A 22,525-nucleotide genomic window follows, 5' to 3' on the forward strand; every position below is an offset into this window, starting at 1 on the left:
GTTTAGCTCCTACATTTTGCCGGAGTCGGCCGTGCCGGCTTTTGTTCAGGATCGAGGAACTTTGGGCTTCGGGGTTGGTTGGCTCGTATTCTCAAGGAGTATCCAGATGCCAAACCCTGAAGATGACGCCAAGGGACAATTCGCACCGTCGCAGGCCGATCGAAAAGCCACAGGTGTCGCGAGTGCCAAGCCGACGGTGATTACCGGTTCGCAGGACGCGACCGTTAACCGTGATCCGCCCGGCAAGAAATCGGGCAAGGATTTTGACCTGAACTACGACCCGGCTGATAACAGCAAGGAAGATCCTCGCGGAACCGCGAAGGAGGGGTCATGATCATTTTCAACAATGGGGAATGCTAACCGCAAAAGCCCTTCACAAAAAGCGACGGAAGCCCATGCGGGACGCAAAAGATAGCCGGTTCGTTGTGCCGATCGTTGGCCCTGTTTCCAGCTCCTTTTTTGGGCGTGGGCTGGCGTGAAGCTTTGGTGCTGGGCAGCTAAGGGCGAAATATCGGCGCCATTCAATGGCCCGTAACTCAAATTAAGTGCAATCTTGGCGACCGCGGCGACTGACGCGACACTTTCTCTTCGAAAGTGCTATCGAAGCGGGCTTTGTTTTTTCCCGTCTTATGGCCACCCAGCATTCAAAGGATTTTGGATCTGGCATGGTTGATATCGGCCAACATTAGCCAAGAGGACAGGGTGTGAATGCAAAGGTGAGATCGGCACCTCCCTGGAACGGCGTTGGCCACCGTCCGCACTTCAGTCTCCGTTCAGGCTAGTCATCATCTTGGCTGTTGCGCGTATCGAAGGCGATGTTGTGCAGCTCCGCCACGCGATCAGATGCATTCTCTGAGGCTACAATTACTGCGTAGAACGCCGCGCGAGAAACTTCTTTTTTGCTGGCGTGCGGGTGTTCCTTTCGGACTGCGGCCACGAGGTCCTTCGGCTTCATGTCTGGCTTTGCCAGCCGCTCCACCGTTTCTGCAATCCGAGCTATCTCGGGCATTCTCTTCTCCTCCAACTTCTCTGTGCCGATGCAGGAGCTCGCGAGATCGAACGCAAGCGAGCGACTGTCTACGAAAGCTCTCTGACAAATTGACGAAAGACTGGCCTACTTCCAGAAACGCTTTGTATCGAGGACCTCATCCAATGCGACCTGAGCCTTGACGATCAATGCCACCTTGTCGCCGTGCGAGACAATACTGTCTCTGGCCGGATGATCGCGCAGTCCATGCTTCTCCAGAACATCCGGGCCTGTTGCAAGGTCGTTGAGCGCTCCTAGTTCATCCTGTAGCGCCTCCATCGCCTCCAGAAATTTCTTATGCCGTCGCGCACCGCGCTTATCCTTAAACAGCGACCCGAAGAACTCAGCTGCATATCTAAACTTCTTGGCGTCCTTTCGGACTTCGTGCCTTTGATCGTCATCCGTCTTCGCCAAAGCGTTCCCGTCCCTCTTCAGACGTTTACGCTGTTTCTCAAGAATGCGGGCTGCGAAGTCCCTCGCTGCATTGGTCGAGGCGTCGCCGTTGCGCGCCAAGTCGTCACCGCATTCCAGCCAATGGACGAGGTCAAGCATCAGAGCGCGTGCGCGCGACGAGTCCAAGGCATCGATTGCATCTCGATAGGCGGCGGCACGGGCTGTCTTGAGCTTGGCCGCGAGGTCCTTGTCGTAAGCTTTGGCGAGAAGAACGTCGACATTGCGAGCCTCGCCAAGGACGGCGGCAAGGCAACGCAATTCCTGCTTCAGTCGTTCTGGCTCATCGCCGGGTAAGACAGCCTTAAACAACGAGAAAGCGGATCGAAGACGGCGCAACGCTACCCTGGTCTGGTGAAGGGCATCCGGGCGTCGGCGCCGAAGCAGGGCATCTTCGTTCAACCTGAACTGGCGAATGCAAGAGAGTGCAATTGCCTTAAGCGACGCCGCGACGCTCGTACTCTCTTCCAAGGAGACAGGCTCGGCCTTGAACACCGTCTTATGCGCATCGGCAAGAACAAAGCCGCGCTCCGCCTTTGACAGCACCCCGAACTTAAAGCCCGCAACGGCATCGAATTTTCGAGCAAAGACGAAAAAGATCATCCAGCTTCCCGTCCTTCAGTTCGATCTCGGCTTCCAGAACGGGCGAGCGGCGCTCGCCGCAGATAACGTCACCCTCATCGATAACCATCTCAATGCGCGAACCGCCCTCAACCACATTCCATAGCCGTCTGGCGATCACGACGTCGAACACAGGTTCCAGCTTCAGATCGCCACCATACTCTCCCAGCAGCGGACTCGTATGATCGAGGACGGGTTCATCGCCCTTCAGTGGCGTTTCCCATTCCGATCGTGCAAACAACGCCCTACTGGGCCCGGTCGCTTTGACGGTCTGCGTCCTGGTGGCGCCCGCTTGCCTGATGCGCAAGGTCTAGCCATCCTTCCAGAGCATGCGGTCGGCGCAATCAAAATAGGTTGATCGCAGGTCGAGAACCATGTCTGGCTTTCCCAGAAGGTCCGAACCGACAACGGCACGAGGGCTTCCTGGGACAGGTCGAGCTTGATTTCGGTTTCTGACGACAAGATAAACTCCGACTACTCAAGGGATCAACTCAACGCGCACCTGACTGTCATAGTTCGATGCCAACGCAAAATGATGAAAGATAGGAGGAAATCAAAAGCAACCATGCTATTTGACATCGAACCAGACCGCATCGGGACAGTCGCTCGCGTCATCAAGCAAGCAGGCGCGATCTGCTGCCGGTGAGACGGTCGCGGTCAGCTCAAGATGCCCTCCGGGGGGAGCCGCCGAAATCGACGACGGGACGTTTTGAGAGGTCATCTCGACCTTGGCTAAACAACTTGCGGCGCAGCCAAGCGCGAAGCCCTTCGCGAAAGCGGACGTCGTGGGGCGTCGAGACCTCAATATTCAGTTGGTTTGGCTACCACAACGACTGCTCACCGCACCGCTACCACGGTGCCGTGCATCTGCTTCATGGGAAATTTGGCGTCCCTAAATCGCTGATGCACTCGTTAAAGACGCGACGCAACGCAGCACGGGTCCTGGAGGAGAGAATGCCGCCCATGCGGCCTCATTCACGGTTTGAGCGCCATTTTTTCTCTGAATTCCTTCCCGAGCGCAAAGTGTTCACGAGTTGGCTCTACTCATTTTCTGGTCCTGGACCGCGTTGCGAACTCGAAAGATGGGTGCTTGACGAAACGCCGGGGCCAATGCCTAAGATCGACCGTTTTCCCTGGGGAAAACGGCAGGTGGTTAGGACGCTCGCTTCGCCGACCTGTATCTCTATGAGAGAAAAACAGCGACACCTATGCTGAAATGGCAACTATCGCGTACGACGGCAGATGACGTCAATGAGATGCGATGTTCCAAGTTATTTATGAGGATTGTTTCGGCGGCAAACCCGGCTGCTTAAATCGCTTTGTGCTTTGTCGAAAAAGCGCCGATGGATTCTGGTCGGTGGCCATGGTGGCAAGTTTGGCACCATAAATGTTGTTTGCAATGTCAATCTGCTCAGCGCGATGCAGGAGGTCGCGGATTTCCTTTAGCTCCCCATCAAGGTCGAAGCCTTCATCGTCGCCTCTCTCACCAAAAAGGCAGCATCATCAATCCACGGAACTCACGCTTTTTGACAGGGTTGAAGGCATGGAAATGTCGCCATGATTGCGTGTTGCTATGAACGAGGGCGACGGAAAGCTGACCCGGACAGGCTCATTGTAGGATCATCATAGTAGGGCCCGCTTGCGCGGGCCCCCGCTATCGTCAGGAGTTCTTATGGGACTGCTGTCCGGCCTTCACATGCTGCTCGTGCGAACCGCCGCGGGTGCCAGAACCCTGGTTTTCGTTGTCACGGGAAGAGGCGTTCTGCTTCGATCCCGCGTTTTGCTGTGAACCAGAATTCTTGTGAGACTGTTCGCCAGCCTTTACATGCTGTTCGTGCGATCCGCCTTGATTGGCCATGATGTTCTCCTTTTCTGGAAACGAGACCGTTTATCGATCTCGAGGGGCTAACTGTTCCGGATCGGCGATGTTCCTGTTCAAACGCAATGCGTACGTCACCGGACGGATACCATTGTATGACCCTTTCCGGTTGACGGACACGGAGCGGCCGCAATTTGCTTGCTGTCGATCTGCAATGTCATGGTACCTTTCCCGAGAGCAGGAGAGCCCCATGCCCGACGAACACGACGATCGAGATTTCGACGCTCTTGCGCAGCGCCTCGCCGAAGCCGAGCGTGAACTCTCGACAATGAGGATAACGCTGCTGGAGAGCAATGCCGCCCTTCATGCGAGCCAGGAGAGGCTTCGCCGTGCGCTCGAGGTGGCGAAAATGGAGCATTGGGCCTGGAATCTCAAGACCGACGTGGTCAACCGATCCCGGTCTATTGCCGACCTCGACGCCTTAAACGAAGGCAAAGCCGACTATGGCGCTTTCGACAGTTTCGTCCTGGTGCATCCCGATGATCGCGCACGACACGAGAAAATGGTGAGGGCAGCGGGAGAAAGCGGTGTCGGTTGGCATACCGAGGTCCGCATAGTTCGTCAAAACTGAGGAGAGGGTGGCTGGATGGAAGAGCGGACCGCTCATTCCATCGACCCGCTGACAGGCGAAGCGATAATCATCGGTTTCACCTGGGATATCACCGAGCGCAAGAAAACAGAAGCGGAACTCCGCAAAAGGGAGGCAGACCTAGCCCGTGTTCAACGGATCGGACAGGTCGGCGGCATGGACGTAGACATCGCGAATGGAATGAGCAGTCAAGAGACGCGCAACTTCCGGCCTGTCGTCGGGGTGGATTCTCGCGATGAAGGATGTGAAACGGAGCCTGCGCAGACGGTCTCGTCCGAATCAAGGCCGGACTGTTGGTTTCCGCGCGGAACTGAGCCGGTTTTTCCACCGAGAAGTGAGCCACCTCTGAGTATGGTTTTCTGATCAGAGTTTGGTCAAGGGATTCGTCTTTTCTCCTCTCTTCTGTGCTACTGCGGCCGAGCTAGCCTTGAAGCGGAAGCTGTCGTTGCCGGTTTCCAGGATATGACAACGGTGGGTCAGGCGGTCGAGCAAAGCGGTGGTCATCTTGGCGTCGCCGAAGACCGTTGCCCATTCGCTGAAGCTGAGATTGGTGGTGATAACGACGCTTGTGCGCTCGTAAAGTTTGCTCAGCAGATGGAAGAGCAGCGCTCCACCCGACGCACTGAACGGAAGGTAGCCCAATTCGTCCAGGATCAGCAGATCGAGGCGAACCAGTGTTTCGGCGATCTGACCGGCCTTCCCTTTGGCCTTCTCCTGTTCGAGCGCGTTGACCAATTCTATGGTCGAGAAGAAGCGGACCTTTCGGCGGTGATGCTCGATGGCCTGGACTGCGAGGGCGGTTGCGACATGCGTTTTTCCTGTGCCCGGTCCGCCGACAAGCACGATATTATGCGCTCCGTCGATGAACTCGCATCGGTGCAACTGGCGCACCGTCGCTTCGTTGATCTCGCTGGCGGCGAAGTCGAACCCGGAGATGTCCTTGTAGGCTGGGAAGCGAGCAGCCTTCATGTGATAGGCGATGGAACGGACCTCGCGCTCGGCCATCTCGGCCTTCAGCAATTGGGACAGGATCGGTACGGCCGCATCGAACGCTGGCGCTCCTTGCTCGATCAGGTCCGTTACGGCCTGGGCCATGCCGTACATCTTCAGGCTACGCAGCATGATGACGACGGCAGCGCTGGCAGGATCATGACGCATGGCGACCTCCGATCCGGACGCGCAGACCATCGTAGCGCTCGACATTGGCCCTGGGTTCGTGAAGCAAGGTCAGCGCCTGCGGCGTATCGATATCGGGGCCATCGGTTGTCTTGCCGTCGATCAGCCGATGCAGCAGATTCAGCACATGCGTCTTGGTCGCCACGCCTGCATCCAGAGCCAGTTCCACAGCCCTGACGACGACCTGTTCGTCGTGATGAAGCACAAGCGCGAGGATATCGACCATCTCACGGTCACCGCCAGGGCGGCGGAGCATCTGGTCCTGCAGTTGCCGAAAGGCCACCGGTAATTCCAGGAAGGGTGCGCCATTGCGCAGAGCACCGGGCTTGCGCTGGATGACAGCAAGGTAGTGCCACCAGTCGTAAATCGTTCGCGGCGGCTTGTCGTGGCTGCGTTCAATGATCCGCGGATGTTCGCAGAGGATATTGCCCTCGGCCGCAACAACCAGCCGCTCTGGATAAATCCGCAGGCTGACGGGCCGGTTCGCAAAAGACGCAGGCACGCTGTAGCGGTTCCGCTCGAAGGTGATCAGGCATGTCGGCGAGACGCGCTTGCTCTGCTCGACAAAGCCGTCAAAAGCGGTAAGCAATGCCATCAATGCTGACCGCTCATCAGCCCAAACATCCGCGATCGTGCCGGGCAAAGTGCCATGCGGCGTTTCCCGCCACAGGTCCTGGCATCGTTGTTCCAGCCAGACATTCAATGCCGCCAGGTCCGGGAAGTCGGGCATCTGTTGCCACAGCCGCGGTCGGGCATCCTGGACGTTCTTCTCGACCTGACCCTTCTCCCAGCCCGCAGCCGGATTGCAGAACTCAGGCGCAAAGACGTAGTGGTTCGTCATCGCGAGGAAGCGAATGTTGACCTGACGCTCCTTGCCGCGGCCGACGCGATCGACCGCCGTCTTCATGTTATCGTAGATGCCGCGACTAGGTATGCCGCCGAAGACCCGGAAGCCGTGCCAATGGGCGTCGAAGAGCATCTCGTGCGTTTGCAGCAGGTAGGCTCTGACCAGGAAAGCTCGACTGTGTGATAGCTTGATGTGGGCGACCTGAAGCTTCGTGCGCTCGCCGCCGATCACGGCATAGTCCTCACTCCAATCAAATTGGAATGCCTCGCCAGCGCGGAAAGACAGCGGAACGAATATGCCGCGGCCCGTCGTCTGCTGCTCAACCCGCCACTCACGGGCGAACGCGGCGACCCGACCGTAGGAGCCGGTGAAGCCCAGAGCCATCAGATCGGCATGAAGTTGCTTCAGCGTTCGGCGCTGCTTGCGTGATCTCCCGGCCTCGGTCTTCAGCCAGCCAGCGAGTTTGTCGGCGAACGGATCAAGCTTGCTCGGTCGTTCCGGTACCGTGAACTTCGGCTCGATCGTACCAGCGCTCAGATACTTCGCGATCGTATTGCGCGACAATCCGGTTCGTCGGCTGATCTCGCGCACCGACAGCTTCTCACGCAATGCCATCCGACGGATGATGTTTAAAAGTCCCATGTGGATCACTCCGTTGCCCCCGTCGCTCATCGCGTTGGAGGAAGGTTCACATGGCTCAATTCTCAATGGAAATTATGCGCCTAACCGGCTCAGTTCTGCGTGGAAACCAACACGCTGACAGCGAATGGAGAAAAGTCGCCTCATCGCGCTTCTTCAGACGTGCGAGGCTGACCAATGTCGCTGTATCCGCGAAACTTGACATCAGCATCTCACAAAAGGCGCGTGTGGCCTAACAGGTCAATCCCACTGTTTCTGGCCGTTGCGATCATCTCGCTTTTTATCATGGGCGCCACGGCAATGGTTGCCTTCGCGTCAGAAATTTCGTGTGTGGAAATCCGATTTCGGATCAGAAAAGGCACGAACTGACCCTTCGGGCGTTGGTACACGATCTGCGTGACATATGTCCATGTACCAAATAAATCAACGCTGATCCTCTCAGGCATCGCGCTCTCCCAACAAGGCTGCGTCCCGTATTTTGGCAGCTCGCCTATTAAAGGACTCCTACCCTTTGGTACGATGAGCGTAGTTTCCGCTATCGCATGATCGTGAGTGAAAGAAACGCCTCAAAAGACGTGCGAACGTTCCAATTGGGATATTTGTTGTCCACTGCTCGGCTCGCGCATCGATTTTGGACTGAAACTGTGCCGGAAATCAATTCACTTCGCGTCGTTTCGGGAATGACTGTTTCACGATCCGCATTACCGGCAGCTTGGATCGCAGACACTCATGTCACGGTTGGACTGAGCGTCTCCCCATCAGAAATTTAATGAGCGATACCTTACGCAACTTGACTTCGCTGTTGCCGCATGCAGTGACTAGCAGCTCAATACGAGTGAGGACATATCGAACGCTGATGACACCTAGGCTGGCCCTTGATCGGATCGTCTACGAAAGACTTACCTCAGAACTTCTTGCCGGAAATTATAAGCCGGGGGAGCATATCACCCCGCGCGAGATTGGCAGGATGCTCAATATAAGCTCCACGCCCGTTGTCGTGGCGCTTCATAGGTTGGCAGCACAAAATCTGTTGGAGCGCTCGAATGGTGAGGGATTTTCCGTGCCGCGTTTGAGTGGCATGCAGCTGGGAGCACTCTACCACGTTCACGAGGTGCTTCTTGTTGACGCTGTAAACATCGTTCGATCGCGACGATTTCACAGAACGGCGGATGTTGAAATGGGTGAGTGTTTCGATCTCACTGCTGCGCTGACATGGAAATTCTTCCGCTCTATCTTCCTTGCGACTGGCGAGGAGGCATACATTGCTTATGGCGGTAACGTAAGCGACAGATTGCAGCCTTATCGTGTTCATAAGGACTGGGTCCTGCAAGATAGAGTGACCGAACTCCAGAAGCTCACTCGCTTCTGGGCCCGAGGCGATTTTGACAGCTTGGTGGAAGGACTGCGCATCTATCATCAACGCCGGCAGAATGTTGCAACACAGATTGTTGAGAACGCAATTAGTCGGCATTTTACATGACTATATTTTTGCTATGCCACGAGTTTGCAGGCAATCGATGACGATCGTGTCCATTTCTGATTGAAGTGAATTCTGCATCTGCCTTGAAAACAGCCACCAACGATTTCATTGAGGCCGTTTTCGAACGCCAGCCTAGCAAAGAATCGAAACTATTTCCGCGACAGCTCGCATTGGAGGGCATCCAACTGCCAACCGGTCGCGTAGAACTCTTGCATGAGAGCGGAGCGGGGAAATGGTGAGCGATGATCTACAGGAAGAAGCGGGAATCTTTACGTGGCCTTTGGCCGGCAATATGATCTACGGTGATACCGCTGTAGCCTATCTATTCGGATTGGATCCGACTCGAACCGTCAAAGGGTTGACGGCAAGGCACTATCTCAAAGGCGTGTATACCAACGACCGCGACGTCGTTGCGCGCTTGTGGTTTCTAGCTATAAGGTCACGTAATTCTTTCCATGTTGAGTTCCGGGTGAAAGATGCTCAGGGTGTTTACAGGCGCGTCGCTTCATCAGGACGATGTTTTGGCGACGCAATCGACCATCAAGCGCATTTTGTCGGTATTGTTTATCCGATAAGCATGTTATCGCTCGTTTGAGGCTTACGAATGCTCTATAATTTTTTTTGGCGCATATCGCCATTCTGCGTCTCAAAGAATCGTCTTCCGCTCTACCGATCAAAGCTCGATCGGTCACTGCGATGCATCAATGCATCTTCCGTCGGGTTTCGACCGCCGGTGGCGTAGTGTTTCACAAACGTATCTTCTGCAGAATATCGATCAAAGTGTGCAAGTTTGGGAAGGCGTGCGTGCGGTTAGCAAATCGGCGGTCGATTGCAGCCTTTACCCTCTCAATTCAGTGGCACGCCTAACCCCAATCTCAATTCGGCTCAAACGGCCATGCGCAGTCGTTAGCTTCAAGCCACATCAGCTAGTGACTTGGTATCGGTTCCCCTGATATTCCGGCGCTCTTACCGGAATATCGAAAAACTCCTCGCTATTCCTTAGTGAGGTCTTGTTGTTAAGAACTATCAGCCTGAGGGCTAACGATAATTTGGAACAGGTCGCACGCTTTGCTCCAATAGCAGTCACGTATGGCGCCTTAACATAGCAGAACAGCTCGAAGAAGATTGAATGCTCTGCCGCGCTCACGAGCCTATGTTGCGATCAGTCAAGCCCTTAGTCATAAGCGGCACTTCTTCGATGTTCGCTAGCAGATTTCGCTTCAGCAGGAACCGGCGAAGATTTTCGCGGATCGCAGGCAAAGGAAAAATTCCTTGTGCCGCCATATGGCACGCCTTTACGAGCACCTCGTGGGTCGTATCTCTCTCGGCCTGTGGCCAAGTGTCAAGGAAATCGAAGACGTCTTCGAGAGACGCGAGTTCCTGAATGTAGTGCTTTTTCTTCAGGAACAGTGGTGCGTCAAACAGTGTGCTCGCCATGGCAATCTCCTTTCTCATGCGCTTTTGACGGCGACGATGTAGGTGCTGAAATTGAGGATTCAAGACATGCTCTAGCGCACCGCGCATCCACGTCCGCGATCTACACACTCGCGCCAATCCTACGCGGCGTCGCGAAGGGCGAGTGCGATTTCAAAAATGCGCTTTGAGCGGTAAGTGAGAAGAGGAACCGGCTTGCAACCCTTCTCGGCGATTAAAAGCGACTCATCTAGAGATGCGATGACGGCCTCGATTTGAGGTACCGTAATTGCCGCATCCTCAGCGACGCGCTTGGCGGTGTTGAGCATCATGCCCTCCTCTCGGAATCACGAAAGATGCTCCTGGTCTACGCCGCGCGCACTCGTCCTCGTAAGGCCTTTCTGAGCACTTTGGTGACCAGAGGCTTAGTCTCCACAGGGGGTTGTCGCATACCAAGACAAAAAGCTGTCAAGCACAAATTGCCGCGCCGCTGTTCCGGTGTGCGAATTCCCGAATACAAAAAGCTGATTGTGGCCTCACTGTTCTCCGCGCTTGAGAGCTCGATCACAATTCAACCGCCTGGCAAATCTTATGTATTTACTTATTCGCGTCTCGTGCAAGCTGCGACCGTAATCAGAGAGAGAACCCAGTGCAAATCGGTCCATTTGCTGTCATGAGGCTCCTGACGTCACATTTGGCGGATCGATGGTTCACGTATGCGGCCGAACAGCTGGCATAGAGCTTCGGATTTGTTGAGTGCCCTTTCGCTGTTCCCGATGATGTTGCTGATTGCTATCGTCCCCGATTGTGCTGCTAGGGGGAAGCTAAGCAGTGATGGTCTTTCTCCCGATGCCATGCACGTCTCAGGCCTGGATGATCGGGCATGTCACACGTGTCGTATGCGCTGCGGAAGATCTGGCGACGAAAGCAGTAGGAGCCTTCCGAGCTGTAGCGTCCGCCATCGTGAGGCGCTCGGCATAGGGCTTAGGTTGGCCTGTTCCCTCTAGGTCTTAGGGTTGGGACCTTGCGCCCCTGTCTCATCGGCTCGTCACTGATAACGACTTCCTGAATTCGTTCGTCGAGCTTCCTGGATGGTCAACGGTTCCGACGGCTGTATAACCGACATACGGAACCTCGTTGTCCAGCCATTTGTTTGGCTCGGTAGCTTGCAAATTTAGGAGAAAAAACAATGCCCATCATTGCGACCGCAGCCTGGTCTATTCCGCGAAAGGCGGCTGACCGGTTCGCGCAGGAGGGAAGCAGCTTGACCCGATACGCTTCGATCTTCAGTGGAGTAGAGGTAAATTCAACATTCTATCGTCGGCACAAGCCATCGACATTTGCGCGGTGGGCTGATTCCGTACCCGACGGATTCCTGTTTTCGGTAAAGCTTCCCCGAGAGATCACACACGATCGCGCGATGAAAAATATCGCCAAGCCGTTCGATACTTTCCTCCAGGATATCGCTCCTCTTGGCAAAAAGCGCGGACCTATACTGTGCCAGTTGCCGCCGTCGCTGACGTTTGATGCCGACGAGTGCGGCAGTGCTTTCAAGACCATGCGAACGGCAGATGGGGGACCGATTGTCATAGAGGTGCGGCATAAGAGCTGGGCATCAGCCGGCGCGCTGGATCTGCTGAAGAGATACGAGATCGATGGGGTTCTCGCCGATCCGGCCTTGGTATGGCCAGCTGAGGATTTTTGCACAGCGCCGAAATACATTCGTCTCCACGGCAAGCCGAAGATCTACTATTCAAGCTACAGTGATGAGGAGATCAGGTGGTTCTCTGAGATGTTGGCAACGGACGGCTGGTGCGTGTTCGACAATACCGCCTCAGGGATTGCGATCGAAAACGCGTTGACTATGCTCGAAATGCATTGAACCTTATAATTCGTTCTCCGCCAGCTGCTGTCGAACCTGCATCCGATCCGGTTTCATCGGCGAGGTGGGCGGAGCATCGGAGCGCTCCGCTCTTTCCGATCAATCGGCTTCCCAAACTTGGTCAAATTCGTCGCTACGAGTGATGTGCTGTCCAGCGGCATCAAGCGACCATGAGACTACCGCACCAGATCAGGTAAGTCCTGGATGCCGTAGCCTCCCCGCTCGTAGGGTGCGGTCAGCTATGCGGACCATCGCTGCAGGCCCTTGATCGTATCGCGACCGGTCCGGTTGTTGTTGATATTCGACGCCTGACCTGATCGCGGATACGGGCGGCAAATGGGGCTTTTCGGATCGCGGAATGCGCTGAGCCGCCGAGGTGACGCAGATCTGTGCCCATCGTATTCGATCGATGACCCAAGCCGGATGTCCGCCGCGAAAGAAGTTCAGATGCCTGCTCACTATGAGCTGCACGAGGAATTCAATGAGCATTACTCTGCAATCCGGGAGAGCCTCCGACACTCGGCTCATACCGCCTCGGAGTAAAACGCCGTTCGAGACCATTTGTATACCGTGCAGTAAATATACGGGGCCGGCGCCACGTTTTATGGTGATCTCGCGATTATTCCTCATCACGGTTGCCGGTATGTCTCTTTCTCGGTTCACTGAACTTATGTCGCGCCTTGCGCGCAACGCGTGGCCGTCCCGGTCCCCTCGGAAGTATCGTCACCAGTCCGGCGACCAGTCGCGAGCGCCAAGATCATAGATATGCGGCAGGGGATCTAGCAATACCGGCAATCTCATCGGCTCGCCGGTAGTCCAAAAAGCTTCGTCTGCAGCGTATCGTCAAACGAAAGGAAGGATGCCTATGCCGCTCACTCACATTGCTCTTCGTTCCGGAAGGCCGGAATCCTACCGCATGTCGATCTGCGACGGCGTTCACCGCGCGATGAGCGAAACATTCAACGTCCCCGAAAACAATGATTTCTTGATCATCACGGAGCACGAGGCGGCGAACTTCCGCTACGACGCGACCTATCTCGGCGTCGCCCGCAGCGATGACCTCGTGTTCATCCAGATCACTGCAAACAACACCCGAAACGTCGAGCAAAAGAAAGCCCTGTTTCAAAGGATAGCGCAACTGCTCAGCGAGGACCCCGGCCTTCGTCCGGAAGATGTCTTCATTTCTCTCGTTGAGGTCGAGAGGGAGAATTGGTCGCTCGGTCACGGCTTGGCGCAATATGCTTGATGCGTGCGCCTGGAGCCGATGCCTGACGGTTGTGTCAACGATACAGTAGCAAGATGCGCACCGAAAGGTCCGGAAAGCGACGCAGTGCTCCATGCAGAGCCCTTAAGGAACTGAGCAGGGTTTCGGAGACCTGACATCTACACCTTGTTCTCAAAAACCGGAGATCCCGGTCCTGTCCGGCAACGCTCTCCGCATGCGATCGCTCCGTCGGGCTGAACCTCTATCGGTCGCAATTTGCAATTTGCCCTCGTCGCTATCCGCAGGGTCGTAGTTGAGGTCGAGATCATTCGGATGCTTCTTGCCCGGTGGATCGCGATGGACTGAAGTATGCTTCGAACCTGTGATAACGAATGCCAGAGAGTCCGATACGGACGGCGTCGCCTCTGACTCCTGGCAATTCTACGGCCGCACCCGTCAGGAGACCGCTACTCGCCGTTGGACAAGATCACCACTGAGAACGTGCAGAACCTGAAGAAGGCCTGGTCGTTCTCGACGGGCGATCTTCCGCGGCCCGGGGAGAATTCGAAAGGTCATGAGTTCAGTTTCGAAGCGACACCGATCAAGGTCGGTGACAACCTCTACTTCTGCACGCCGCATCGCGAAGTCGTTGCACTCGACGCGACCAGCGGCCAGCTTAAATGGCGCTACGACCCGGCGGGCGACATGTCGCACAATGTCTACCAGGCTTGCCGGGGGTCTCCTACTACGACGCCTCGGCCGAGGGAGCGCCGGCGCCCTCCCAAACCTGCTGGGCACGGATCGTGTCCACCGCGTCCGACCTGCCGAGGCTGTTCGAGCTGGACGCTGAGACGGGCAGGCCCTGCGAAGGATTCGGCGATCACGGAATGGTCGATTTGCGCGAGCATATGGGTCCGGTTCCGCCAGGCTTCCATTTCATCTCGTCGCCGCCGCTCGTCTTGAACGGCAAGAGCGTTCTTGGCCGATGGGTCTACGACAATCAGTCTGTCGGCGAGCCCTCGGGTGTCATCCGTGCCTGTGATGCCAACACGGGCGCCCTGGCGTGGTCCTGGGATATGGGCAAGACGCCCGCCAACAAGAAACTTGATCCGGACGAGATCTATACACGGGGCACGCCGAATGGCTGGGGCGTTTACACAGCAGATCCGAAGCTTAACCTCGTCTTCGTGCCATTAGGCAACGCGACCCCGGATTACTTTGGAGGCGAGCGGCGCCCATTCGACGATGCGTATTCCAGTTCGCTCGTCGCACTCGATCTGTCGACCGGCCAGGAGCGCTGGCATTTTCAGACCGTCCATCATGACCTTTGGGATTTCGACCTGCCGTCTGGACCCTCTCTGGTCGACCTTCCCGGCGACAACGGCAGCACCATACCGGCGCTCGTACAGACAAGTAAGCAGGGACAGCTCTTCGTGCTTGACCGCCGGGATGGGCATCCGATTGCAAACGTCGAGGAAAAGCGTGTCCCCAAGGGTGACATTCCCGGCGAACACTATTCGCCGACGCAGCCGTTTTCGACCGGAATGCCTCAGATGCTCGCGCCAAAGCTGCAGGAGACCGACATGTGGGGGGCAACCCCAATCGACCAGCTTCTCTGCCGTATCGCGTTTCACCGGATGCGGGACGATGGTCTTTTCACGCCACCTGGCGAGAAGGCGACGATCGGATGGCCTGCCTTCGACGGAACCTCGGACTGGTATGGGGCGACAATCGATCCCGGGCGGAAGCTGCTTTATCTGAACACGACGTTCATGCCGTTCCAGTTGCAGATGCTGCCCTACAAGGCAGCTTTGGACAACGGCCTGTTCAAGCCATGGGGCGGATGGACCGAGCCGTATCCACAGCCTGAGTTCCAGAACAATCCGGAGCACGGAACACCATTTTCTATTGTTGTCAAACCATGGCTTAATGTGCTCGGGCTTCCGTGTGTCCGCCCGCCTTGGGGGCAGATGCAGGCAATTGACATGTTGACGAAGAAGGTCGTCTGGCAGCGACCGATCGGTACAACGCGAGATATGGGACCCTCAGGTCTTCGGATGCCGTTCGGTTTACCGACCGGGATCTTCAGCATGGGTGGCAGCATTGCGACCCGCAGCGGCGTCGTGTTCATCGGCGCCACCACTGATCAATACATCCGCGCTCTCGACGGTCGGACAGGGAGCGCTTTGTGGGAATACCATCTCAACGCCGGCGGCAATGCAACGCCACTCACCTACCTTGGTAGGGATGGTCGCCAGTATGTCGTGATAGCCGCTGGCGGCCATGGCGGCGTCCAGTCCCGAAATGGCGATCAGGTGGTCGCATTTGCGCTGCCGCGGGATTAGCGCTCCCGCATCCAAACATCCCGATTATTATTTGTTGTGCCTTAAGGCGCATCGGCGCGCGGCCGTCGGGGAGACACGTTCATGAGACTGATGCGCGACCCCCGATAAGACCGCAGTTCCATCGGGACATGATCGAGCGCAGATATCCGACAGATGTTTTGCGATACGGATTATTTCTGAGATCGATTTAGCAGATCCCGCATCTCTTCGAACCGCCGTTTACTCTCTGCGTCCTTGGCATCGGGAGCATAGCATGTGCTGGTGACGCAAAATCGTGTGAGATTGTAGGGCGGCTGGCTCTGACCGAATTCGCACTCGAATGTGTCTGACATGTCGCTTTTGGATGTGTTCGAGCGGGTGGAGTAGCTCATACGAACACCCGGTGGATTAAGCTCAGGGAAAGATTGGACAACTCCGGTGTTCAAGTTATCCGTCAGGAGAAAATTCTTCGCGACCGTCATGCACGCGTCTTCAATCTGGGCTGGCTTGGGGTTTTCGGTAGCTTGTGCCGAGACCGGCGTGGCGAGCATCAATAAAACCAATCCTGCGTTCTTCACCTTATCCTCCGGGTAACGATCTATCCCTAAGCTTATGTAGAACGATTTTTCCTATCTCAAGGTGTTTCCCTTCGGTTTCAAGACCAACCGGCGGCCTTACTTCGGAGGGTCAGGGCCGTCCTTGTCTCTCGTTTCCGCAGAGACGGATTGTGGAAGCATAAGCTAAGCCCAACGTTGGCCGATAAGACGATCCGTCTGACAGGGCTGCTGCGTGTTTTTTGAGTCGTGATTACGTTCATGCTCTTTTCGTTTTGTTGGATGTTTCCTGGATACCGGCAGGCTGCCTATTGATGCCTACGGCGGTTCGGCGGCCGGCTGGCCGCCGCAGCCTTCGCGATCAGGTGTTCAAGCCACCATCGACATTGAGGATGGCACCCGTGATTTGCCTTGCCGCCGGGCTCGCCAGGAATGCGACGGCGGCTGCGATGTCGGCAGGTGCGCTGTAGCGGCCCAACGGCACAATGCTACGTTGGAATTCGGAGTACTCTCCGTCCGCCGGATTCATATCCGTGTCCGTCGAGCCCGGCTGGACGAGGTTGGCCGTGATGTCGCGCGGTCCGAGCTCCTGGGCGAGGCCGCGGGTAAATGACTGCAATGCTGACTTCGTCATGTAGTAGATCGTGCCCGTCGAGCCGACGATACGATCGGCACCAGCAGAACCGATCGTAATGATCCGTCCACCAGGGCCAAGGTGGGCAACAGCAGCTTGTGTTGCGAGGATCGGTCCACGGACATTGACCGCAAGAAGCGCATCGATATCCTCGAGCTTGATATCAGCAATTGCGCCGTAGAGCGCGATACCGGCATTATTCACAAGGATATCGAGACCCCCGAGCGACTTTACCGCATCATCCACCGACCGGCGGATCGCAATCGGATCAGCGCTGTCGGCCCTTATCGCTATTCCGCCACGGCCATGGGCCTCGATAGCGGCGCCGACGGCCATCGCGCGATCAGTCGAATTTTGGAACGTGAAAGCGACATCGGCGCCATACTTGGCCAGCATCTGGGCAATTGCCGCTCCGATACCGCGAGAACCGCCGGTCACTAGAGCCTTTTTCCCCGTGAGATCAGTCATTTTAACTCCGTTTAGGTCATGATCAACGCGGACAAAAGCCCCGCAACCCCTCTTGGGCGATCGCGCGACTTCGCTGCCAACGTCCGCTTTGTTGCGGCAGCGTTAGCTGATAATAGTCACGCCACCGGAGGCGCCGTAGGCGGGTCCTGAGACTATGATCTATTCCTGCAGGGAATGGGTCAGGAAGAGATACGCAACGTCGGCTCCTCAGCGCAGATATGGGCCAAGAGGTCGATGACAATGCGAATCCGTTCCGGCGTTCGTCTGCCGCCCGCGAAAATCACGTGGATCGGCGAGGGGTCCGGGATGTAGCTTTGGAGGATTGGGACCACCGCCCCAGCGTCAATGTCGGCGGCGAAGATGGCCCGACCGCCATAGCCGATGCCAAGCCCCGCCAACACGGCCGCGCGTTGATCCTCAGCGTCATTGGATCGGAAGTGGCCTTGCGGTTCGAGGAGAAAGGCTCCGTCCGCGTGCTTGAATTTCCAAGCCTGTGTTGCGCCCTGGCTTTGGCCAGCGATCAGTTTATGGGAACGGAGATCGGCGGGACTTGTGGGCTCTCCAAAGCGTTCGAGGTAGGCAGGTGTTGCGACGACAGCCATTTGCAGATCACCGATCTTGCGAGCAATGAGAGAAGAATTGGCCAAAGGTCCGACGCGTAGCGCGATGTCGATCCGTTCTTCCACAAGATCGACCCGCCGCTCCGACGGAGAAAGATCAATCCAGATGTTTGGGTAGCGCTGCATGAATTCGGCAAGCCGCGGAATAATGTATAAACGGCCAAGGGCTGGCGGCGTAGCCAACCGCACCAGACCCGCAGGGCTGCTCCGGTTCTGTCCGATCCGAAGCTCTGTTTCCTCAAGGTCGTCGAGGATCCGAAGCGCGGACTCGTAGAGATCTTGTCCCGCCGACGTCGGGCTTAGACCGCGCGACGTCCGATTGAGAAGCGGCGCGCCGAGACGGGCCTCAAGTGCGGCGATTTGCTTGCTCACCGCTGGCTGGCCTATGCCCATTTCCCGCCCGACATGCGAAAAGCTGCCACGCTCGACCACACGAACGAAGAGCCGCAGCGATGAAAAGCGATCCACGATCTTCGCCCTTTTCACAATATTATTCGGTATGCTCTTGGTACCCATACCCAAATCTCGGCTAAGGGAGAAGGCCGCCGGTCGATCCGGTAAAAAGCGGATGGTGAACTCGCCTACTTTTTTCGGAAGGAGCCTGAGGAGGCCCCCGGACGCGATGGCCCTGTTTCCAGCCGCGACCACGTTGGCTTCATCAGGACGTCTGGTCGCGCGCGTGCGGCATAATATCGAATCAAGAGCCGCAATGGAATCGAGGCAAGCATCGGATCAAAGCTAACTCACCCCTTCGACGATATCCTCTGTAACGGCACGGTCCTTTGCGGGCGTGTTAGGGTTTCGAGAGCAGAGGATCACATGGAATCGTAGCCAGTCAGGAGGTAAACGTGGTGCCCGGACCGTCAGAGCATGGGCGATTTTGGAGCGCGGACCGCCTCCGCCGAGGTTCAGGTCCACGATCGCGAGCGCCTTGAGCGCGCCGTAGAAACCTGCCGCTAGGCGCTGACATTCAATATAGCCGCTATCAGACGCTAATCCTTCGAGCTCGCCTCTTCTGGAGGCGGACATTCGGCAGCATTTCCCAAAAGAACAGTGGCCCTGTCGTCAACCATTGATGCCGCGCCCGCGCTTGCATCCGTCGAAGTTGTTGACGCCGAAGTAAGTTGAGAACGATCGGTAGAAGCGGCAAGTTGTTGTCGTCCTCTTCGTTCGGCGGATCGGCGTGCAAGGACATCCATGTAGCGCTGACGCATCGTCTCGATGTCAATCTCGCCCTCAACCCACTGCTTGACGAGGGCCATATATTCGACGTCGTGATCGATCGGTGTTCCGCGCTTCTGAGCGCGGGCAATTGCACGTTCCGCAATCGACCGTAGTGACTGCATGATACTCTCCCGACTCGAAACATTTATTAGCCGTTGCCGATTAGCAAGCCGCAGGCCCGGGCGTCACTCGAAATACCGCAAGCGCGTACATTTGCGGCTCACTTCCCCCCATTCGGCCCTGTGCCCGGTGTTTGCTGGCCGGTGTTTGAGGCTTTCCGGGTTAGAAGAAGAGGGCGCTCCCCCGGCGGGTCGAGCGCTCTTTCCCTCGTACCCATCCGTATCGCGAGGTATCGTCTAGTGATGCATCACCCCACTTCCTATCTGTCGGACGTCATCACGGCGGGTATGTTGAACGCTGATGATCATGTGCGTTAGCGCGCTCGATAATGACCGGTCACGAAATTGTCTCCGCGATTCAAGGGCATTCGTCATGGATGATCGAAGCAGCGAGTTCGATCATCCATGACGAACTTCGTTAGAAGAGGATGAAGCTAGCGCTGCAATCCTGCGTGACGAATACCTGGATTTACCTCCAACCATCAAACATGCTTTATATCGGGCAGGACAGCACCGAACTCAGAACAGGTTCAGCAGCGCATCATCGCCTTCGAGCGGGTTCCCGCCGCTTTATTTAGGGTCGCCGAAGCCGCGGCCGCGATGGAAAACTCGCTCGACGGTCTCGATTTGCAGGCGCTGCTCTTGATCGGCGAGTGGCTGGCGCGGCGAGGCATGATCGAGCGCAACGGGTCCCGGCTGACTTTCGGAAATGGCCGACGTTCTCAACCGGCTTAGAGGCCGCATCACCCTGTCTTAAAAGCGGTCAAAGGTATCGTCGGGACCTTCTCAGACTCCAAATCGAAAAGGTTGATTACAGCTATTTGATCTGAGGCAAACTCGCTCGAAAGACGTTAAAAACGTTAGCACAACCAAAAGTCGGTAGCTGCTGGCAGCTACCGACCTTGGTCGGAGGTGGAAGTTGAGCGTCTTCCAGCTTACCGAACAACATGCCCCCGAAGATGTTCCTTCAAAACATTTCCGGGGGTTTGTTATTTTCGCGCACAGCGGTAGATCGTGGTTGTTGACCTTCGAAGAAACTGCTCACGTCTATGCGACGACCTGTCCCGACAGCGCGGTTGGAGCTGTTATTCGCGCTTCCGGCGACTATCCGGACGGCAAGCAGGGAGACTTCCTCGTTGTAGAATTCACAGTCGCGGGCGTCTCGTGCATCGGATCGAACGGCGGTCCGATGTTCATGCACCATGAATCGTTCTCCTTCCAGATGTCGACTGAAAATCAGGAAGAGACCAATCGGTATTGGAACGCCATCGTCGGCAACGATGGACAGGAAAGCGACTGTGGCTAGTGTAAGGATAAGTGGGGCATCTCCTGGCAGATCGGAGACAGCGAGGCGAGCGCGGATTGGATGCGGTGATGACTATGAAGATCGATGTTGCCGCAATCGAAATCGCCCGGCAGACGCGACGGACAGCTGCTATCAAAAACAGGTGACGGGCGCGAGGCTGGACTTCGCCTATTTGGCCGAAGACTTTGCACTCAAAAGTTGTGAAATGTGGTTCAGCAAGGTTGTGGTTCCACGCATTGGGTCATCGGGCCTTTCAACGCCAGCTCGCGACACTTCCGTCATCCGCGCATAGGCTCGGGCCGCGCGTTCTGAAAAGCCTGCCTGCATGAAACTTGCTTCCCATTGGCTCCGCCCGATTGTTCGGACGGTGACCGCATGACCGAGTGTTTTGGAAAAAGCAGCCGCGACGTCGTCAAACGAATATGCCTCCGGGCCTTCGACATACTTGACCCCGATGTCATCGAGCGGCCCGGCGATCCGGCTTGCAGCAGCTAGACCCAGGTCGGTCGGGGCCACCATCGGAATGTCCAGCCCAGCCGGAAACATCGTGGAAATCGAGCCCTGACGAGCCTCGTCGACGAGCATGTCGAGGTTGGTAAAGTAATATGCGCCGCGGTTGACTGCCATTGGGATGGCGGTCGAGCCGACGTCTATCTCGAAATTCCACAGGACCGAGAGATCGCCGATCGCCTCGCCTGACTGTGCCCCATAGGCGGACGCCACGAGGACTTTTTCGAGGCCAGCGCCGCCAACCGCCTCGGCAATGCTCGTGGCCGTCCGGTTTTCCTCGGCGTCCGTGTCGGTGTCGACAGGAGCCGGAGGATTGAGCAAGAACGCCCGTCGACCGCGACGCAACGTGGCCCGCAAAGCTTTCGGGTCGCCGACATCGACGACATCGATCTCGGCTCCTTGGGACTTGAGGTCGCCGGCCTTGGCCTCGTCGTGCACGACCGCAATGACCTGATGACCATCTCGAAGAAGCGTTCGGGCAACGACCGAGCCGATATGGCCAGTTGCGCCGAGGACAACGAAAGCATTCCGGCTGTTCATTTGACCTGCTCCTCAGGCCGGGCTTGGACGGGACCGTATGCGACCTCGCGTAGCGTCTTTAATGCTATGTCGAAAGCTCTTTTGAAGCTCTTCGCTTCGATCAGGGCGAAACCGGCCAGCAGTAATACGGCTGTCGGCAATAAACCTTCAAAAATCTCCATGGTGGTCCTGCCGTGGTCTCGAACCTGGGCGGGCAAACCTGCGATGCCAATGATCGTACCGCGTGCTTGCATCCGTTCGTCATGTTGGAGGCGCGTCGCATCGCGGATCGCCGGAGCGCTTCGCTCACTTCCGGCCTGGAAGCCGAATCCAACGCTGAGATATTTCTGCATTACAAAATTCCTTTCTTCCGCATCTCTGCCTTCGCGGTCTCGTTCTTGTCGGCGGCGATACCCAAAGCTCTCAGCACGGCGTCGGATTTGGTGAACTGAGCATCGCGATAATCGACGATTTCAACATGGTTTCCCCAGCGATCGAGAAAGTTGAAGGGGCGCCCTTCGGAGATCGTCGCGCCGGCCGCGGTGGCGAGCGCCATGACCATCGATCTGTCATTGACAACGAGGCCGAAATGGCGATTGGTGTCGCTCTCTTGCGTTCTGCCGCGGCACAACGCAAGGAACTGGTCCCCCATGTCGATAAAAGCCATTTGCAGGACGCCGTCGTCATCATGGTAGCTCCCACGGAGCTGGAAATCGAAGATCTTGCCATAAAATTCCAGTGCTGCGCCGACGTCGTCGACCTCCAGCGCGACATGATTTACGCCGATGAGCTTCGGTTTGGTCATATGCGTCTCCGGTATTCTTGATACCTTGGTGTAACGCCGTAGGACCCGGCAGGGTTCGAAAAGAAATGCGGCATTTCTGCAACAGGCTATCCTGTCTCGTCCGCGCGAGGCCATTCTGCCAGCGATCGAGACCCGCTCCGAGCCTTTCCACGACGATCTGGAGATTGGCCGTCTTCGGGACGCGTATCGTTTCGCCCTCGACACGACCGTCCTGTCGTCTGTCATGGCGAGCCTT

Annotated in this window: 23 protein-coding genes and 2 pseudogenes; 10 read left to right on the forward strand and 15 right to left on the reverse strand. The window is 56.6% G+C overall.

What is annotated here, in order from left to right:
- Nucleotides 1-106 precede the first annotated feature (106 nt).
- Complete coding sequence (locus HGP17_RS10365) at nucleotides 107-334, forward strand: hypothetical protein (RefSeq protein WP_168808571.1); 228 nt, start codon at nucleotides 107-109, stop codon at nucleotides 332-334.
- Nucleotides 335-778: 444 nt separating this feature from the next.
- On the opposite strand, the gene HGP17_RS10370 is transcribed toward HGP17_RS10365, so the two are convergent.
- From HGP17_RS10370 to HGP17_RS10380, 4 genes are all read right to left on the reverse strand, one after another.
- Nucleotides 779-1,009: a hypothetical protein gene (locus HGP17_RS10370; protein ID WP_168808573.1), complete on the reverse strand. Its 231-nt coding sequence runs from the start codon at nucleotides 1,007-1,009 to the stop codon at nucleotides 779-781.
- Nucleotides 1,010-1,114: 105 nt separating this feature from the next.
- The gene (locus HGP17_RS10375; protein ID WP_246704014.1) at nucleotides 1,115-2,080 is read right to left on the reverse strand and encodes a CHAD domain-containing protein; all 966 of its coding nucleotides are present in this window, start codon (nucleotides 2,078-2,080) and stop codon (nucleotides 1,115-1,117) included.
- Complete coding sequence (locus HGP17_RS33580; protein ID WP_246704015.1) at nucleotides 2,031-2,405, reverse strand: CYTH domain-containing protein; 375 nt, start codon at nucleotides 2,403-2,405, stop codon at nucleotides 2,031-2,033. The genes HGP17_RS10375 and HGP17_RS33580 overlap by 50 nt, the downstream gene beginning before the upstream one ends.
- 1,353 nt (nucleotides 2,406-3,758) lie before the next feature.
- Nucleotides 3,759-3,956: a hypothetical protein gene (locus tag HGP17_RS10380; RefSeq protein ID WP_168808574.1), complete on the reverse strand. Its 198-nt coding sequence runs from the start codon at nucleotides 3,954-3,956 to the stop codon at nucleotides 3,759-3,761.
- A gap of 211 nt (nucleotides 3,957-4,167) precedes the next feature.
- On the opposite strand from HGP17_RS10380, the gene HGP17_RS10385 reads away from it, so the two are divergent.
- Nucleotides 4,168-4,548 carry a PAS domain-containing protein gene (locus HGP17_RS10385; RefSeq protein ID WP_168808576.1) on the forward strand — a complete coding sequence of 127 codons (381 nt, stop codon included), beginning with the start codon at nucleotides 4,168-4,170 and terminating at the stop codon, nucleotides 4,546-4,548.
- A gap of 15 nt (nucleotides 4,549-4,563) precedes the next feature.
- The gene (locus HGP17_RS10390) at nucleotides 4,564-4,929 is read left to right on the forward strand and encodes a hypothetical protein (protein WP_168808578.1); all 366 of its coding nucleotides are present in this window, start codon (nucleotides 4,564-4,566) and stop codon (nucleotides 4,927-4,929) included.
- Here HGP17_RS10390 and istB read toward each other — a convergent pair whose 3' ends face one another.
- From istB to HGP17_RS10405, 3 genes are all read right to left on the reverse strand, one after another.
- The gene (istB, locus tag HGP17_RS10395) at nucleotides 4,930-5,724 is read right to left on the reverse strand and encodes an IS21-like element helper ATPase IstB (RefSeq protein WP_168808580.1); all 795 of its coding nucleotides are present in this window, start codon (nucleotides 5,722-5,724) and stop codon (nucleotides 4,930-4,932) included.
- Entirely contained in the window at nucleotides 5,714-7,231 is a 1,518-nt protein-coding gene (gene istA / locus HGP17_RS10400; protein WP_168808582.1) for an IS21 family transposase, read from the reverse strand. Before istA ends, istB begins: the two co-directional genes overlap by 11 nt.
- A gap of 209 nt (nucleotides 7,232-7,440) precedes the next feature.
- Nucleotides 7,441-7,674 (reverse strand): hypothetical protein, encoded by a 234-nt coding sequence (locus HGP17_RS10405; RefSeq protein WP_168808584.1) that lies wholly within the window; start codon nucleotides 7,672-7,674, stop codon nucleotides 7,441-7,443.
- Nucleotides 7,675-8,084: 410 nt separating this feature from the next.
- On the opposite strand from HGP17_RS10405, the gene HGP17_RS10410 reads away from it, so the two are divergent.
- Together HGP17_RS10410 and HGP17_RS10415 are read left to right on the forward strand one after the other, a co-directional pair.
- Nucleotides 8,085-8,708, forward strand: coding sequence for a GntR family transcriptional regulator (locus HGP17_RS10410; RefSeq protein ID WP_168808586.1), 624 nt, complete (start codon nucleotides 8,085-8,087; stop codon nucleotides 8,706-8,708).
- A gap of 232 nt (nucleotides 8,709-8,940) precedes the next feature.
- On the forward strand, nucleotides 8,941-9,303 hold the full coding sequence (locus tag HGP17_RS10415; RefSeq protein WP_168808588.1) for a PAS domain-containing protein: 363 nt from the start codon (nucleotides 8,941-8,943) through the stop codon (nucleotides 9,301-9,303).
- Nucleotides 9,304-9,851: 548 nt separating this feature from the next.
- Here the strand turns inward: HGP17_RS10415 and HGP17_RS10420 are convergent.
- The gene (locus HGP17_RS10420) at nucleotides 9,852-10,145 is read right to left on the reverse strand and encodes a DUF982 domain-containing protein (protein ID WP_168808590.1); all 294 of its coding nucleotides are present in this window, start codon (nucleotides 10,143-10,145) and stop codon (nucleotides 9,852-9,854) included.
- Between the two features lie 119 nt (nucleotides 10,146-10,264).
- Nucleotides 10,265-10,453 carry a hypothetical protein gene (locus HGP17_RS10425; RefSeq protein ID WP_168808592.1) on the reverse strand — a complete coding sequence of 63 codons (189 nt, stop codon included), beginning with the start codon at nucleotides 10,451-10,453 and terminating at the stop codon, nucleotides 10,265-10,267.
- Nucleotides 10,454-11,310: 857 nt separating this feature from the next.
- Here HGP17_RS10425 and HGP17_RS10430 point away from each other — a divergent pair.
- The 4 genes and pseudogenes from HGP17_RS10430 (at nucleotide 11,311) to HGP17_RS10440 (ending at nucleotide 15,552) form a co-directional block, all read left to right on the forward strand.
- Entirely contained in the window at nucleotides 11,311-12,003 is a 693-nt protein-coding gene (locus tag HGP17_RS10430) for a DUF72 domain-containing protein (protein ID WP_168808594.1), read from the forward strand.
- An 865-nt stretch (nucleotides 12,004-12,868) separates the two neighbouring features.
- Nucleotides 12,869-13,249 (forward strand): tautomerase family protein, encoded by a 381-nt coding sequence (locus HGP17_RS10435; protein WP_168808596.1) that lies wholly within the window; start codon nucleotides 12,869-12,871, stop codon nucleotides 13,247-13,249.
- A gap of 459 nt (nucleotides 13,250-13,708) precedes the next feature.
- A pseudogene (locus tag HGP17_RS34000) lies at nucleotides 13,709-13,869 on the forward strand (hypothetical protein); the annotation flags it as partial.
- A 141-nt stretch (nucleotides 13,870-14,010) separates the two neighbouring features.
- Nucleotides 14,011-15,552 (forward strand): PQQ-binding-like beta-propeller repeat protein, encoded by a 1,542-nt coding sequence (locus HGP17_RS10440; protein ID WP_348648909.1) that lies wholly within the window; start codon nucleotides 14,011-14,013, stop codon nucleotides 15,550-15,552.
- 170 nt (nucleotides 15,553-15,722) lie between these two features.
- Here HGP17_RS10440 and HGP17_RS10445 read toward each other — a convergent pair whose 3' ends face one another.
- From HGP17_RS10445 to HGP17_RS10455, 3 genes are all read right to left on the reverse strand, one after another.
- Nucleotides 15,723-16,109, reverse strand: a complete 387-nt coding sequence (locus tag HGP17_RS10445) for a hypothetical protein (RefSeq protein ID WP_348648910.1) — start codon at nucleotides 16,107-16,109, stop codon at nucleotides 15,723-15,725.
- Nucleotides 16,110-16,446: 337 nt separating this feature from the next.
- Nucleotides 16,447-17,187: an SDR family oxidoreductase gene (locus HGP17_RS10450; RefSeq protein WP_168808598.1), complete on the reverse strand. Its 741-nt coding sequence runs from the start codon at nucleotides 17,185-17,187 to the stop codon at nucleotides 16,447-16,449.
- A gap of 179 nt (nucleotides 17,188-17,366) precedes the next feature.
- Complete coding sequence (locus HGP17_RS10455; RefSeq protein WP_348648911.1) at nucleotides 17,367-18,455, reverse strand: LysR family transcriptional regulator; 1,089 nt, start codon at nucleotides 18,453-18,455, stop codon at nucleotides 17,367-17,369.
- 1,686 nt (nucleotides 18,456-20,141) lie between these two features.
- On the opposite strand from HGP17_RS10455, the pseudogene HGP17_RS10460 reads away from it, so the two are divergent.
- Nucleotides 20,142-20,602, forward strand: a pseudogene (locus tag HGP17_RS10460) (VOC family protein).
- A 22-nt stretch (nucleotides 20,603-20,624) separates the two neighbouring features.
- On the opposite strand, the gene HGP17_RS10465 reads toward HGP17_RS10460, so the two are convergent.
- From HGP17_RS10465 to HGP17_RS10475, 3 genes are read right to left on the reverse strand one after another with little or no spacing between them, the layout of a single operon-like run.
- Nucleotides 20,625-21,506: an NmrA family NAD(P)-binding protein gene (locus tag HGP17_RS10465; protein WP_168808600.1), complete on the reverse strand. Its 882-nt coding sequence runs from the start codon at nucleotides 21,504-21,506 to the stop codon at nucleotides 20,625-20,627.
- Nucleotides 21,503-21,838 (reverse strand): transcription initiation protein, encoded by a 336-nt coding sequence (locus HGP17_RS10470; protein WP_168808602.1) that lies wholly within the window; start codon nucleotides 21,836-21,838, stop codon nucleotides 21,503-21,505. Before HGP17_RS10470 ends, HGP17_RS10465 begins: the two co-directional genes overlap by 4 nt.
- Nucleotides 21,838-22,290, reverse strand: a complete 453-nt coding sequence (locus HGP17_RS10475; protein ID WP_168808604.1) for a VOC family protein — start codon at nucleotides 22,288-22,290, stop codon at nucleotides 21,838-21,840. The genes HGP17_RS10470 and HGP17_RS10475 overlap by 1 nt, the downstream gene beginning before the upstream one ends.
- Nucleotides 22,291-22,525 lie beyond the last annotated feature (235 nt).

This window comes from Rhizobium sp. P38BS-XIX (assembly GCF_012641435.1).
Taxonomy (GTDB): Bacteria; Pseudomonadota; Alphaproteobacteria; order Rhizobiales; family Rhizobiaceae; genus Rhizobium.

Excerpts from the sequence above, each read along its gene's own strand:
- HGP17_RS10390 (WP_168808578.1), top strand. The coding sequence starts at position 4,564 with ATGGAAGAGCGGACCGCTCATTCCATCGACCCGCTGACAGGCGAAGCG.
- HGP17_RS10415 (WP_168808588.1), top strand. The coding sequence starts at position 8,941 with ATGGTGAGCGATGATCTACAGGAAGAAGCGGGAATCTTTACGTGGCCT.
- HGP17_RS10420 (WP_168808590.1), bottom strand. The coding sequence starts at position 10,145 with ATGGCGAGCACACTGTTTGACGCACCACTGTTCCTGAAGAAAAAGCAC.
- HGP17_RS10380 (WP_168808574.1), bottom strand. The coding sequence starts at position 3,956 with ATGGCCAATCAAGGCGGATCGCACGAACAGCATGTAAAGGCTGGCGAA.
- HGP17_RS10425 (WP_168808592.1), bottom strand. The coding sequence starts at position 10,453 with ATGATGCTCAACACCGCCAAGCGCGTCGCTGAGGATGCGGCAATTACG.
- HGP17_RS10410 (WP_168808586.1), top strand. The coding sequence starts at position 8,085 with ATGACACCTAGGCTGGCCCTTGATCGGATCGTCTACGAAAGACTTACC.
- HGP17_RS10365 (WP_168808571.1), top strand. The coding sequence starts at position 107 with ATGCCAAACCCTGAAGATGACGCCAAGGGACAATTCGCACCGTCGCAG.
- HGP17_RS10375 (WP_246704014.1), bottom strand. The coding sequence starts at position 2,080 with ATGATCTTTTTCGTCTTTGCTCGAAAATTCGATGCCGTTGCGGGCTTT.
- HGP17_RS10470 (WP_168808602.1), bottom strand. The coding sequence starts at position 21,838 with ATGCAGAAATATCTCAGCGTTGGATTCGGCTTCCAGGCCGGAAGTGAG.
- istB (WP_168808580.1), bottom strand. The coding sequence starts at position 5,724 with ATGCGTCATGATCCTGCCAGCGCTGCCGTCGTCATCATGCTGCGTAGC.
- HGP17_RS10475 (WP_168808604.1), bottom strand. The coding sequence starts at position 22,290 with ATGACCAAACCGAAGCTCATCGGCGTAAATCATGTCGCGCTGGAGGTC.
- HGP17_RS10385 (WP_168808576.1), top strand. The coding sequence starts at position 4,168 with ATGCCCGACGAACACGACGATCGAGATTTCGACGCTCTTGCGCAGCGC.
- istA (WP_168808582.1), bottom strand. The coding sequence starts at position 7,231 with ATGGGACTTTTAAACATCATCCGTCGGATGGCATTGCGTGAGAAGCTG.
- HGP17_RS10430 (WP_168808594.1), top strand. The coding sequence starts at position 11,311 with ATGCCCATCATTGCGACCGCAGCCTGGTCTATTCCGCGAAAGGCGGCT.
- HGP17_RS10435 (WP_168808596.1), top strand. The coding sequence starts at position 12,869 with ATGCCGCTCACTCACATTGCTCTTCGTTCCGGAAGGCCGGAATCCTAC.
- HGP17_RS10405 (WP_168808584.1), bottom strand. The coding sequence starts at position 7,674 with ATGCCTGAGAGGATCAGCGTTGATTTATTTGGTACATGGACATATGTC.
- HGP17_RS10450 (WP_168808598.1), bottom strand. The coding sequence starts at position 17,187 with ATGACTGATCTCACGGGGAAAAAGGCTCTAGTGACCGGCGGTTCTCGC.
- HGP17_RS10370 (WP_168808573.1), bottom strand. The coding sequence starts at position 1,009 with ATGCCCGAGATAGCTCGGATTGCAGAAACGGTGGAGCGGCTGGCAAAG.
- HGP17_RS10465 (WP_168808600.1), bottom strand. The coding sequence starts at position 21,506 with ATGAACAGCCGGAATGCTTTCGTTGTCCTCGGCGCAACTGGCCATATC.